This window comes from Candidatus Binatia bacterium, from assembly GCA_035631035.1.
In the GTDB taxonomy this organism is placed as follows: Bacteria; Eisenbacteria; RBG-16-71-46; order SZUA-252; family SZUA-252; genus DASQJL01.
Map to the genome: position 1 here is coordinate 18,595 of DASQJL010000060.1, position 13,341 is coordinate 31,935.

Sequence of the window (13,341 nt, forward strand, 5' to 3'; positions counted from 1 at the left end):
CGCCCGCCGGGGCGCGCGCGACGACGGAGGCAAGCGAAGGGGGCTCCCGGAACCGGGAGCCCCCGAGTTCGAACCAGGGACGTCCTAGTCCTCGATCCCTTCGTCGTCCTTGTCGTCGCGGTCCTCGCGGGCCTTGGCGACCTCGCGCACCTCGCGGGGAACCATACCCTTCTTCACCTGCACGTAGGGACCGCGCCACGACTCGGCGCGGCACCACACCTCGCCGTCCTGCATGTACCAGGAGTTGCCGAGCTGGTAGAGCTCGTGGTCGATCACGCCCTCGTCGACGGCGTACGACGCCGTGGCCGCGTACTCGTAGCCGGCGGGCGCGCTCGCCTGATAGGTCGTGGTCCGAGCGGGCCGGTAGGAAGCGAAGGAGAGCTTCTTGTGGTTTCTGCGGTACGGACGGCGATGGGTCGCCGAATAGCGCACGGGGTGAGCCGCGCGGTACTCAGCAGCCTCCGACTCCTCGCCCGCCGGCCCCATGCTCATCATGGAGGGCTCGACGGCCGCGCCGCGCACCGGCGTGAGGCACCGGACGGGCCGGTCGCCCGCGGCGACCGCCATCCAGTCCTGCCGGTACGACGCCGGAATCGAGACCACCTCGGTCGGCATCGCGCCCGCGCGCGCGAAGGCGACGCTGCGGCCCGCCGGAGTCCGGCACATGGTGCCGTCGTCCACCAGGAACAGCGTGTGGCTCGTGCCGGAGAGGTCGTAGCTGGGATCATCGGTGACGTGATAGACGCGCGAGCCCGCGGCCACCGTCGCGGCGGGCTCGACGATGGTGATGGCGCGGGCCGGGTGATAGTGCCGGCTCGCGTAAGCGCGCGACGCGGGCGCCGCGGACAGGCACAGGGCGAGCGCCGCCGCGCCCGCGGTCCAGACAATCGATCGTTTCATAGGGCCTCCGTGACAGCGGCCCAGGTCAGGGTGGGGCCGCGAGGTCCGCTCTCTATCGCATGTCGTGTGCCGGGAACGGCCCGGAGGGGTCGCCGGGGCGATCGCGCGACGGCACCCGGGCCTCGGCGCCGACGGCGTGGCGGGGGACGCTCCCCCGGCCCGGGCTTAAAGGGGACGATCGGCGGGCACATAACCATTTGCCGTCAAGCCACTTACATTTCGGCGTTCGCGTGATTCGCGAATCGCTCCCGCCCGGGGTCCTTCGCGAGCGGGGCTCCGCGCCGGGGGATGGGAAGGGCCGGCGAGGTGGTCCTGATCCGGTCGGGGCGCGTTCGACCCGGTTCGGCGGAGCGCCGGCGGCGAAGAGATTTCAAGACGAGGAGGAGGTTTCGACCACGGGCGGGGGGGTGGCCGACCCCGAAAAAATACGTAGTTCCGTGACCCCGGTCACGGAGCCTACGTCCGGCGGACGCCATCCTGTCTCCGTCAGCCGGCGGTGCTCGGCATCACCCTCCGGCCTGGGCCCTCACCACTAGCCAGCCAGCTACCTCGAAGAGGGACAGGCCACTCCCCACGGGTCGCCGTTGCGCCGCCGGTCCTTTGTTTCCGCCCTACGCTTCGCCCCGCTCGGCCAGCGTGCGAAGAAGCCCGATGTTCCGCACGAAGATCTTTCCCCGCTGGAGCCGGATCGCGTCCAGCCGCTCGAATTCCTTGAGCAGCCGGCTCACCACTTCGCGCGCGGTGCCGAGATTGGCGGCGAGCTCGGCGTGCGTGATCTCGACCGAACCCCCCGGCCCACCGCTCTCGAACAGCTCGGCCAGGCGACCCGCGAGCCGCTGATCCATGCGGCGAAACGCGACCTCTTCGACCAGGGACATGACTTCGGTGAGGCGTCCGGCGAACATACGGAAGACGAAGGAGCGAAGCGATTCGTGCTCGGCGATCCAGCGCCGGAACGTGGCGGCCGGAACGACGATCGCCTCGACGTCCTCCTCGACGCAGGCCATGGCGGGCACCGGCGTATCGGACAGGATGCAGGAGACGTTGAGCGGACAGGCCTCTCCCGCGCCGACGTGATAGAGCGTGATCTCGTGGCCGTTCTCCCCCAGCTTGAAGACCCGCATCTTGCCGCTCGCGACCACGGCGAAGTGGGCGCACGAGTCGCCCTCGCGCAGGAAGTACTCGCCCGCGCGCAGCCGCACCACGACGGCGTTCTCCGCGAGCGCGTTCCGCAGCTCGGTCGAGGCCTCGTCGATGAAGGGAACCTTGGCCAGCACTTCCTGCTTCAGCGCGGCCGACGAGCGGCCGCCGGCGACCGGATTCGGCATGACGGTTCCTCCCGCTAGAGACTGGGTTTGGCGCTCTTCGGCCGCTCGGCTTCCTTCACGGGGCGATAGGTCACGCCCAGCTGGTCGAAGAGGAACTGGAAGACGTCGGCGTTCTGCCGGTCCTCCTCGGACAACGAGCTCCCGATGTGCCCGGAATCGTAGCTCACGCGCATCAGCACCGGACGGCGCGTCCCCGAGGCCTGGAGCCGCGCGACCATCTTGTAGGTCTCCCACGATTCGACGCGCGGGTCGTTCACCCCAGTGAGCGCGAGCACCGAGGGATAGGCGGTACCCGATTTCACGTGGTGGTACGGCGAGTAGGCGAACATCTGACGGAAGAGGGTCGAGTCCTTGACCGTCCCGAACTCGGTCGTGTTGAACTCGCCGTTGGGCGAGGACTCCGTGCGCAGGACGTCGCCGTAGCCGACCTCGGCCACGGCCGCTCCCATCACGTCGGGATGGTGGACGACCGTGCCGTAGACGAGGAGCCCCCCCGCGCTGCCCCCCTCGATCGCGAGACGGTCGCGCGTGGTGTACCCCTCCCGCACCAGGTAGCGCGCGCACGCGGCGAAATCGTCCATCGAGCGCTTCTTCGTCCCGAGGCGCGCGGCGTCGTGCCAGGCGTCCCCGAACTCGCCGCCCCCGCGGACGCTCGCGTCGACGTAGATCCCGCCCTGCTCGATCCAGGCTCGGATCGACGCGCGGAAGTAGGGGGTCTCGCTCAAGCCGTAGCTCCCGTATCCGTAGAGCAGGAGCGGAGCGCTTCCGTCCCGGGGCGTTCCCTTCCGGAGGAGGATGTTGACGGGGATCTTCGCGCCGTCGTCGGCCGTCGCGAACTCGCGCCGGACTTCGCAGTCGCTGAAGTCGGCCGGGGAGGTCTGCGCCAGCGCCGTCGGCGTGAGCCGGGTCGAGCCGCCGGCCATGGCGTAGGTCGCCGGAGGCCGCGTGTAGCTCTGCACACGCACCATCGCGTCGTCGCCCTCCGTCACGACCGCCCCGCCGATCGACGCGGGCTCGGGCATCGCGACCACGCCGAGGGCCTTGCCGCTCAGGTCGTACACGCGCAGCTGGGTCGGGCCGCCGACCATCTCACGCACGTAGAGGCGCGACGCCGCGGGCGTGAACGATTCGATCGCGTTCTCCGTCTCGGGCACGACCACGCGCGCGGCGTCGAGGTGCGGCCGGTCGAGAGGGATGCGGAGGATCTTCTTGTTCGGGGCCCCCGCCCGCGAGAGCGCGTAGAGCGCCCCGTCCTGGCCGAGGTGGGCGGCGATGAGTCCGTCCCGGAACTTCGAGACCTGGCTCCACGCGCCGCCGGGCGCCATCAGCCAGTACTCGTGCTCGCCGCCGTCGCCGTTGCTCACGTCGGCCAGGATCCACCGCCCGTCCCGGCTGGTCGCCAGAGCCACCTCGGCGATCTTCGGGAACTCCCGCCCCAGCACGTAGGTGTCGGACGAAAGCGGCGTCCCGAGCTTGTGGAACCAGATCTGCTGGTAGAACGGCAGATCGGCTTGGGGTCGCTCGCCCGGTGCGGGATAGCGCGTGTAGTAGAGGCCCGTGCCATCCCCGTTCCAGGTGGCGCTCCCCCCGGCCGTGCCGCCGTTCACGCGCGGGATCACGTCATCCCGCGCGCGTCCGGTTTCGGTTTCGTAGACGTGGAGCGTGCCGTCTTCGGTGCCGTTCTTGGAAAGAGAGACCGCGGCGAGCCGGCCATCCAGCGACGGAACGTAGAAGTCGATCGTCGTCCCCCCCGAAGCATCCAGCGCGTTCGGATCGACCACCGTCGTTTCCCCGGCGCGGTCGGAGAGGGATCGCATCGCGACCAGGAACGGCTGCTGCTTCGGGGGCTTCTCCTCGAGGAAGAAGTAGCGGCCTCCGGCCCAGCTCCCGCTGTAGAAGTCCGGGGAGTCGGAGCGGCTGAGGGCCGCCACCCGCTTCTGGATCTCCGCGCGCTCCCGGTGCCCGTCCAGCCACGAGCGGGTATACGCGTTCTGGCCCTTGACCCACTTCATCACCCCGGGATCGGAAGCGCGCTCCATGTAGCGGTAGTCGTCCGGGACCTTGACGCCCCAGTAGGTATCGAAAACGGTGCGCTTCGGAGCGTGAGGCAGGCGCGGCAGCGCCGCGCGGCGCGCGCTGGCGGCGTGCCGTGGGGTCTTCGATGCCGGGGCGGCCGAAGCGGCAGCGTGCGGAAGCGCCGGGATCGAGAGAACGAGAGCCATAGCGAGAGCTCGGGAGAGCATGGGCCGGTCTCCTGGACGATGGGCGGGGCGGGGCCCCGTGGGGGCCGGATCGATGATAGCACCCGCCGCCGCGTCCACGGGCCCGCTTCCTGCTGGTGGTTTGCCGAGAGATCGCGGCTTCAGCCGGGCCGAACCGCGCCGGCGGCCGCGCGAAATGGGAGGAACACCATGCTTCGAATTCTTGCCGTTCTGCTCCTGGTCCTCTGGCTGGTCGGGATGCTCGCGTTCAAGACCCTGGGCGCCATCGTGCACCTGTTCCTGGTCCTGGCGATCGTCCTGTTCCTTGTCGGCTTGTTACGGGGCCGCCGGGCTGTCTGACGGGACGGGGGCCGGGCGCCCCCGCCGCTTCGTCACGCGGCCCCTTCACCCTCCGGCAGGCAGCCGGAGCGACAGGCACGAGAGCCCGCCGTCCATCTTTTCAAATTCGGACATGTCGAGGGTCACGACGGCGCATCCGCGCTCGCGCAGGCGCCGCTCCAGCCTCGGCGCTCCCGACGGAATCAGCACGCGGCCGTTGACCCGGATGGCGTTCGCGGCGTAAGCCTCCTCCGGCTCGACCGGGATCACGTCGAGGCCGAGCGCGCGCGCCGCCGCCGCGAGCGGCCCGACCGCCGCGACCGTGCCGCCGTCGATCCAGGAGATCCCGGTCTTCAGATGGAGGATGCCGGGCAGCCCTCCGACGGCCACGAGATGCGCGGCGCGGCCTCGGGCCGCGAGCCAGGCCGCGAGGCGGCGCGCGCCCGCTTCGTTCGTCCGCTCCGAGAGCCCGATCAGGAAGCCGCGGTCGGTCTCGAGCACGTCCCCTCCATCCAGCGTGCCGGGGGGCTCGATCGCCTCGAGCGACGCGACGAGCGGGAGGAGCGCCGCGCGCATCGGGTCGACTTCCCCGCGGCGGCTCTCCGCGCCGGGAAGGGTCAGGATCGCCTCACGCCCCAGGATCACCGCGGTGTCCTCGACGAACGTGGAATCGGGGTGCGCCGGATCGGGGGGCAGGCGGACCAGGCGCACGCCCGCCGCTTCCAGCGCGGCGGCGTAGGCGGCGTGCTGCGCGAGCGCCCGTTCCAGGTCGGGCGGTCCGAGCCCGGCCCGGGTGATACCCTGGGCGAAGGTCGGTCCGGGCGGCCGGACGACGGCCGCGGCGATGACGGGTTCCGGGGGTTCCATGGACTCGGCCCGCATCTTAGGCTGGAGATCGGCTGCGCGGTGTCGAAACATTCTACGGCCCGCTGCTCCACCGAACCCTGGAGACCGCGCACGAGCATGCTCGAAGATCCCGAACGGATTCCCGTCGTCGTCTCCGCCTCCTACGACGAGGTCGCGGTCCGCATCGCCCGCCGGATCGGCGAGATCCTGCGCGCGCGCCGGGCCGCCGGCCGGAGCGCCGTCCTCGGCCTGGCCACCGGCTCGACGCCGATCGGCGTCTACCGCGAGCTGATCCGGATGCATCGCGAAGAGGGGCTCGACTGGTCCCACGTGAAGACCTTCAACCTCGACGAGTACTACCCGATGGCGCCGGACAGCTATCACAGCTACCACCGGTTCATGTGGGAGAACCTCTTCGCGCACGTGAACATCCCCCGTGAGAACGTGCACATTCCGCGCGGCGACGTGCCCCGCGACCAGGTCGAGGCGCACTGCCGCGAGTACGAGCGCGCCATCGCCGAGGCGGGCGGCATCGACTTCCAGATCCTCGGCATCGGCCAGACCGGGCACATCGGCTTCAACGAGCCCGGATCGAGCGTGGCCTCCCGCACCCGCCTGGTCGTGCTCGACACGATCACGCGACGGGTGGCCGCGGCCGACTTCTTCGGCGCCGAGAACGTGCCCACGGAGGCGATCACGATGGGGGTGGCGACCATCCTCGACGCGCGCGAGATCGCCCTGATCGCCACCGGCGAGCACAAGGCGGCCGTCGTGAAGCGCGCCGTCGAGGGCGAGGTGGACCGGTCGGTCGCGGCCACCTACCTGCAGCGGCACCCCAACGCCACCTTCCACCTGGATCCGGCCGCCGCGGCCGAGCTCACGCGCGTGAAGACCCCCTGGCTCCTCCACGAGGTGGAATGGACGCCGGCGCTCGCGATCGTTGCGGTGGTGTGGCTGGCCCGGGAGACGGGCAAGTCGGTGCTCAAGCTGGACGACGTGGACTATCGCGAGCACCGGCTCGGCACCCTCCTCACCCGTTACGGCTCCTCCGGCGCCTTGAACGGCGTGGTGTTCAATGCGCTCGGCGCCAAGGTGCGCGGGCGGAGCCGGCTCCCGCGCGGGCAGCGGATCGTGGTCTTCTCGCCCCATCCGGACGACGACGTGATCTCGGCGGGGGGAATCCTCTGGAAGCTCCGGCAGAATGAGAACGACATCACGATCGCCTATCAAACGTCGGGGAACATCGCCGTCTTCGACCACGAGGTGCGGCGCTACCTGGATTTCGCGCGGCGGCTGACGGCCGACTTCCATCCGGGCGCGGACGGTTTTCTCGGCTTCCTGGACGACGTCGAGACCTCGCTCGCGCGCAAGCGCCCCGGGGACGTGGATCCCGAGCCGGTGCTTCAGATCAAGCGGCGGATCCGCGAGGTGGAGGCGGTCTCCGCGGTCGAGACGCTGCGCTTCCGCCGCGAGGAGACGCGCTTCCTGAACCTTCCCTTCTACGAGACCGGCAAGGTCCGGAAGGATCCGATCGGGGAGCGCGACGTCGAGATCGTGCTCGAGGTGCTGGAGGAGCGGCGGCCGGAGATCCTCCTCGTGGCCGGAGACCTCTCCGACCCGCACGGGACGCACCGCATGTGCCTCGACGCCGTGGACCAGGCGCTTCTCCGGTACTCCGGCCCGGCCCCCGAGGTGTGGCTCTACCGCGGCGCGTGGCAGGAGTGGTCGGTGACCGAGGCGGATCTCCTCGTGCCGATGTCGGAGGAGGAGCTGCGGCTCAAGATCAGCGCGATCTTCAAGCACCAGAGCCAGAAGGATCGCGCCCCCTTCCCCGGCGTGGACGAGCGGGAGTTCTGGGAGCGCGTCGAGGAGCGCAACAAGGCGACCGCCGCCGTCGTGGACCAGCTGGGGCTGCCCGAGTACTTCGCGATGGAGGCGCTGGTCGTGCGCCCCCCCGCCGCGGCCCTCGTTCCCGCCCCTACCGCGCCGTAGCGGCTCCCGGCGCGCCGGCCCCGGTGGCGCCCGCCGGGGCGGCGGGCTTGAAGATCAGCCCCAGGTTTCTCCGGCCGTTCATCTTCACGATCGCGGGCGCGTCGAAACGCAGGTGCCGCACGAACTCCAGCTTCGACTCCGCCGGCTGCGCCCCGATCCAGTCCCAGTCGAGGAATCCCTCCCCCAGGTCCGCGTTCACCGTGAAGTACCCCACCTGGAACGACGTGAGGTTCTGGAAGAAGTGGCTCCCCTGGGAGGGGGTCACGCGGAAGTCGCGGAACCCCGACTCGACGATCACGCGCGCGCCCGCGATCTGGTCCCACGTGACCGGAATGCCCAGCCAGGGGTCGGTGGAGCCCCAGCGCCCCACGCCGATCAGCAGATAGGGGCGCCCCTCGTCGGAGAGCTCGGCGTTGAAGCGCGCGACCTCGGCGGCGGCGGCGCGGCTCGCCGAGCGGTCGAAGCGGTGGAAGTCCACGACGACCGCGTCCCGGATCGAATCGACGACGCCGTTTCCGAGCACCTGGGTGCTGCGGCAGATCAGCACCTCGGGGGGCGCGTCGGAGAGGTCGAGGTCCTCGGTCTCCCGCGCCACCACGAGCGGCCGCATCTGGAGGAAGCCGAATTCGTGCGGCCGGTCCTCGCGCGTGGAGAGGCAGCCCGCGAACTCGATCTCCGCGGGCCGGTTCATCCCGTGGCTTCCGACGTTCAGGAGCACGGTGATCACGTCGGCGAGCGGGAAGACCCCATGCTTCAGGATGGGGGCGAAGGTCACCAGCCGGACGCCGGGGCGGGCCAGCCCATCGTAGATCGCGTGATTCTCCGCCGAGTAGGTGGAGCCCATGGCGTAGAGCGTGCCGTCCCGCTCCGCGGCCTCGAGCCCGAAGCGCTTCTCGCGCATGCCGCGGTCGGGATCGGCGTCGGCCCCTCCCGCGTCATCCAGCTCCACCGCCCAGAATTCGCGCTGCGAGTTCTTGAGGATCTCCTCGACGTCCGAGAACTGGACGATGGCCTGCGGATGCCGCGGGCAGAAGGTGAGGCAGCGCTCGCCGCCCACGACGCCGCGCCCCATCCCGAGCGCGACCGCCGCGACGCCGTCCTCCGGCTTCAGCGGCTCGCTCGCGTAGTAGTTGAAGGAGCGCGCCACCCCCGAGAAGTCGGGGTAGAAGCGGGTGCCGTGCCGCGCCCCGACCACCTTCTGGATGGCGACCGCCATCTTCTCCTCCTCCAGGCGGTAGGGCGTCGCGTGGAGATAGTCCTTCGCCTGGCGGAGGAAGGTGGAGGCGTAGACGCGCCGGATCGCGCCGACCAGCTCGCGAAGCCGCACCTTAGGATCGGGGTGGTTGTTCGGGAGCATGAAGGTCTCGTAGACGCCCGTGAACGGCTGGTACTGGGAGTCCTCGAGCAGGCTGGAGCTCCGGACCGCGAGCGGCCAGCGCACCGCCTCCACGAAATGGCGGAGCTTCCGCACGACGTCGCGCGGCAACGGCGTCGCCAGGAACTCGGCGATGATCCGGTCGTCGTCCCGGCTGTTCAGGGCCAGGTCCCGCAGCTCGCGCCGGGCCAGGAAGCGGTCGAAGCAGTCGGTGGCCAGGACGACCGCGGGCGGGACGGCGATCCGCACGCCCGGGAGCCTCCGGCCGATTCCCTGGTAGTTGAGCAGGTAGCGCACGAACGCCAGCCCGCGCGCCTTGCCGCCCAGGGAGCCGTTCCCGATCCGCGCGAAGAAGTTGCTCTCGGGATCGAACGTGTCGGGATCGAAGTCGGCGACCAGGGTCTCGCTCTGCTCGCGGCGGTACTCCGCGATCGAGGCGATCAGGTCGCGGCGCAGCTCCTCGAGCGTGTCGAAGTCGTCCACGCGGCGGGGACGGAGCTTCCGGGCCAGCGCGAACTCGGTCCGCGCCGAGAGCCAGTTCGAGAAGTGGTTCCGCTGGGCGTGGAACGCGATGCTCTCGGCGGGCGCGGTGCCGAGCTTGGCCTCGAGGCTCTTCATGTCGCGTGCCCGGTCCACCTCCGCGCCGTTCTCCATCCGGAAGATGAAGTCGCCGAACGCGAAGTTCTCCACCATGAAGGCGCGCAGGTCGGAGAGCAGGGTCTCCGAGTACTTGCGCAGGAACGCCGCCCCGACCCGGGCGGCGCCCGCCGCGAACTCGGGGCGGCTCGACTGCAGGACGATCGGCAGGTCGGGGATCCGCTCGCGCGCCATGCGCGCGAGATCGAATCCCGCCTCGCGGCTGGGCGTCCCCCCGCGCGGAAACTCCACGTCCGAGATCAACCCGAGGAGATAGGGCTGGTAGCGCAGGAAGAGCGCCCAGGCCTCCTCGAACGTTTTCGCCAGGAGGAGCTTCGGGCGGGCGCGCGAGCGCACCAGCCGGTGCGAGGGGTTGATCGACTCCCCGATCAGCCGCTCCGACTGGTGGATCAGCTCGGTGTAGATCTCGGGCAGGAAGGAGGAGTAGTAGCGGACGTTGTCCTCCACGATGAGGAGCACCCGCACCCCCATCGCGCCGGTGTCGTGCGCCGCGTTCCGGCGGTCCTCGACGTACTTCACGATCGCGACCAGCACACGCGCGTTCCCCTGCCAGAGGAAGAGCCCGTCCAGGTCGGAGAGGTCGTGGCGGGCCTCGAACTCCTTCCGCTCGTCGTTGTCGTACGCCATGGCCACGACCGGGATGTCGAGGCCGGACCGCTTCACCTCGCGGGCGATCTCCGTGGCGTCGGCGTCGGAGGCGCGCAGGGTCGTGAGGATCAGGTTGAAGCGGCGCTCGGCCTTTGCCAGGGCGAGCGCCTCGTGCCCGCTGAAGACGTGTGTGAGCCCCGGCGTGTGGTGAAGCGAGAGCTCCAGGAACTCCCCCGCGATCAGCTCGTTCAGCCGCCCGTCCTCCTGCAGCGTGAAGGAGTCATAGAGGCTGGAGACCAGGAGGATGTCCTGGACCCGGAACGGCATCAGGTTCTGGAACGCCTGGAAGGGATTGGAAACGTCGGGGATCGCGTCGGTCGGCGTCGTGCTCACGGCGGGATGATGCCACGGACGACGCGGGAAAAACAGCGCGGGCGGCGGGAGAACCCCGCCGCCCGCCAGGAGAGCGATGCGTCCGGACCGGTCTAGACGAGCCCCTGGTCCAGCATGGCGTTCGCCACCTTGAGGAAGCCGCCGATGTTCGCGCCGTTCAGGAGATTCCCCGGCGTGCCGTACTTGTCGGCGGTCTCGAAGCAGTTCCGATGGATCTCGATCATGATCTTGTGGAGCCGGTCGTCGACCTCCTCGCGGGTCCAGGAGAGCCGCATGCTGTTCTGCGACATCTCCAGCCCCGACGTGGCCACGCCGCCGGCGTTCGCCGCTTTCGCCGGACCGTACAGGATGCCGGCGTCCAGGTAGATCTGGATCGCGTCGAGCGTGCTCGGCATGTTGGCGCCCTCGGCGACCAGAGCGACGCCGTTCTTGATCAGGTTCGAGGCGTCCTTGGCGTTGATCTCGTTCTGGGTCGCGCTCGGGAACGCGCAGTCGGCCTTGATGTCCCAGAGCGGGTTGTAGCCGAGGCGCGCGTCGGTCGCGGTGTACTTGGCGCCCTTGAACTGGTCGGCGTATTCCTTGATGCGGCCGCGCCGCGCGTTCTTGAGCTCCATGACCCACGCCAGCTTGTTCCGGTCGATGCCGTCGGCGTCGTAGATCATCCCGTCGGAATCGGACCAGGTGACCGGTTTGGCGCCCAGGTCGAGCAGCTTCTCCACCGTGTACTGGGAGACGTTGCCGCTGCCCGAGACGAGGCAGGTCTTGCCGGCCAGCGACTGCTTCTGCGATTTCAGCATCTCGTCGGCGAAGTAGACGCAGCCGTAGCCGGTGGCCTCGGGCCGGATCAGCGATCCGCCCCAGTTCAGCCCCTTGCCCGTCAGCACGCCGGTGAACTCGTTCTTGAGCCGCTTGTACTGGCCGAAGAGGAACCCGATCTCACGGCCGCCCACGCCGATGTCGCCGGCGGGAACGTCGGTGTCCGGGCCGATGTGCCGCGAGAGCTCCGTCATGAAGCTCTGGCAGAAGCGCATCACCTCGTTGTCGCTCTTCCCCTTCGGATCGAAGTCCGATCCGCCCTTGCCGCCGCCCATCGGGAGCGTGGTGAGGGAGTTCTTGAACACCTGCTCGAAGGCGAGGAACTTGAGAATGCCGAGGTTGACCGAGGGGTGGAAGCGCAGCCCGCCCTTGTAGGGGCCGATCGCGCTGTTCATCTCAATCCGGAAGCCGCGGTTGACCTGCACTTCCCCGCGATCGTCCTGCCACGGCACGCGGAACATGAGGACCCGCTCCGGCTCGGCGATCCGCTCGAGGAGCTTTCCCGCCCGGTACTCGGGGTGGCGCTCCAGCATCGGCACCAGCGATTCGAACACCTCCTGCGACGCCTGGTGAAACTCCGGCTCCGCGGGATTCTTCGCCTTGATGCCGGCCATCACGTTCTGCACGTACTCTTTGGCCGTCATGGATTTTCCAGGGGTACGCACCGCTACATCCAACCCGCTCATGAATCGCTCCTTTCCAGAAACGGACGGTCTGCTTCCGCCCGAACGTTACAACCAGAAGCCGCTCATTGCAGCACGTGAATATTCTTTCGCTCGCAGATCCGGTTCAGCTCGTCCGGCCACACGGTCACGCTGACCTCTCCGAGATGCGCCTTCCGCAGTAGGAGCATCACGGTGCGCGACTGGCCAATGCCGCCTCCGATGGACAGCGGGATCTCGTCGTTCAGGATCGCCTGGTGATACGGGAGCTTGAGGAAATCGAGCTGTCCCGTGATCTCGAGCTGCTGCCGCAGGGTCTCCTTGGTCACCCGGATCCCCATCGACGTGAGCTCGTGCCGCCGCTGGGTGACGGGATTCCAGACCAGGATGTCCCCGTTCAGCCCGTGCATCGGCCTTCCATCCTCGGTCACCGTCGGCGTGACCCAGTCGTCGTAGTCCGCCGCCCGCATCTCGTGCGGGTAGCCGTCCCCGAGGATCCAGCCGATCCCGATGATGAATACGGCCGGGTGCTTCTGGAGGATCGCGGTCTCGCGCTGCTTCCGCGGGAGATCGGGATACATCGCGAGCAGATCCTCGGCGTGGATGAAGGTGAGCTCCTCGGGCAGCGCCGGGAAGGACGAGGCCTGGAGCTTCGGGAACTCCTTCCGGATGAAGGCCTCGGAGCCATGGATCACGCCCCAGATCGCCCGGACGGTCTCCTTCAGGTAGGCCAGGTTGCGCTGCTCGGGACGGATCGCCTTCTCCCAGTCCCACTGGTCCACGTAGGCGCTGTGGTCGTGGTCCAGGAAGTAGTCCTTCCGCACCGCGCGCATATCCGTGCAGATGCCTTCGCCGGGCACGCACTCGAACTGCCGGAGCGCGAGCCGTTTCCACTTCGTGGCCGCCTGCACCACCTGCGTGTGCATCCGCTCGTCGAGGCCCAGGCCGCACCGGAATTCCACCGGGGTGCGCGAGCCGTCGCGATCCAGATAATCGTTCAGTCCGCTCTCGCGCGTGACGACGAGCGGCACCTCCACGTGGAACAGACCCAGCGCCTTGCAGAGGTTCTCCTCCAGATGGAGCTTCAGCGCGTGAATCGCGAGCTGGGTCTCCTTCGGATCGAGGAGCGACCGGTACCCGTTGGGCAGGATGCGCTCCACCTCCTCGTACGTGCTGATGCCGGGACCCGCCAGGTCCGCGGTCTTGGTCGATGCCATGGGTCAGCCTCCGTGCGCGGCCGCGCC

At 69.3% G+C, this 13,341-nt stretch carries 9 protein-coding genes; 2 read left to right on the forward strand and 7 right to left on the reverse strand.

All coding sequences use genetic code 11. The features are described 5' to 3' along the window. Nucleotides 1-84: 84 nt before the first annotated feature. The 3 genes from VE326_05665 to VE326_05675 form a co-directional block, all read right to left on the reverse strand. Entirely contained in the window at nucleotides 85-900 is an 816-nt protein-coding gene (locus VE326_05665; GenBank protein HYJ32689.1) for a hypothetical protein, read from the reverse strand. Between the two features lie 611 nt (nucleotides 901-1,511). Next, nucleotides 1,512-2,228 carry a Crp/Fnr family transcriptional regulator gene (locus VE326_05670; protein ID HYJ32690.1) on the reverse strand — a complete coding sequence of 239 codons (717 nt, stop codon included), beginning with the start codon at nucleotides 2,226-2,228 and terminating at the stop codon, nucleotides 1,512-1,514. A gap of 14 nt (nucleotides 2,229-2,242) precedes the next feature. Next, on the reverse strand, nucleotides 2,243-4,450 hold the full coding sequence (locus VE326_05675) for a prolyl oligopeptidase family serine peptidase (protein ID HYJ32691.1): 2,208 nt from the start codon (nucleotides 4,448-4,450) through the stop codon (nucleotides 2,243-2,245). A gap of 189 nt (nucleotides 4,451-4,639) precedes the next feature. On the opposite strand from VE326_05675, the gene VE326_05680 reads away from it, so the two are divergent. Further along, on the forward strand, nucleotides 4,640-4,789 hold the full coding sequence (locus VE326_05680) for a lmo0937 family membrane protein (protein ID HYJ32692.1): 150 nt from the start codon (nucleotides 4,640-4,642) through the stop codon (nucleotides 4,787-4,789). Nucleotides 4,790-4,834: 45 nt separating this feature from the next. On the opposite strand, the gene VE326_05685 is transcribed toward VE326_05680, so the two are convergent. Continuing rightward, complete coding sequence (locus VE326_05685) at nucleotides 4,835-5,635, reverse strand: arginine deiminase family protein (GenBank protein ID HYJ32693.1); 801 nt, start codon at nucleotides 5,633-5,635, stop codon at nucleotides 4,835-4,837. Between the two features lie 96 nt (nucleotides 5,636-5,731). Between VE326_05685 and nagB the strand changes: the two genes are divergently transcribed. Then, a complete protein-coding gene (gene nagB, locus VE326_05690) occupies nucleotides 5,732-7,606 on the forward strand; it encodes a glucosamine-6-phosphate deaminase (protein HYJ32694.1) in 1,875 nt (624 codons plus the stop codon). Here nagB and VE326_05695 read toward each other — a convergent pair. From VE326_05695 to asnA, 3 genes are all read right to left on the reverse strand, one after another. Then, nucleotides 7,593-10,619, reverse strand: coding sequence for a PEP/pyruvate-binding domain-containing protein (locus tag VE326_05695; protein HYJ32695.1), 3,027 nt, complete (start codon nucleotides 10,617-10,619; stop codon nucleotides 7,593-7,595). The two genes, nagB and VE326_05695, sit on opposite strands and share 14 nt — an antisense overlap. Nucleotides 10,620-10,711: 92 nt before the next feature. After that, nucleotides 10,712-12,079: an NADP-specific glutamate dehydrogenase gene (gdhA, locus tag VE326_05700; protein ID HYJ32696.1), complete on the reverse strand. Its 1,368-nt coding sequence runs from the start codon at nucleotides 12,077-12,079 to the stop codon at nucleotides 10,712-10,714. 104 nt (nucleotides 12,080-12,183) lie between these two features. Next, a complete protein-coding gene (gene asnA / locus VE326_05705) occupies nucleotides 12,184-13,314 on the reverse strand; it encodes an aspartate--ammonia ligase (GenBank protein ID HYJ32697.1) in 1,131 nt (376 codons plus the stop codon). Between the last annotated feature and the right edge of the window lie 27 nt (nucleotides 13,315-13,341).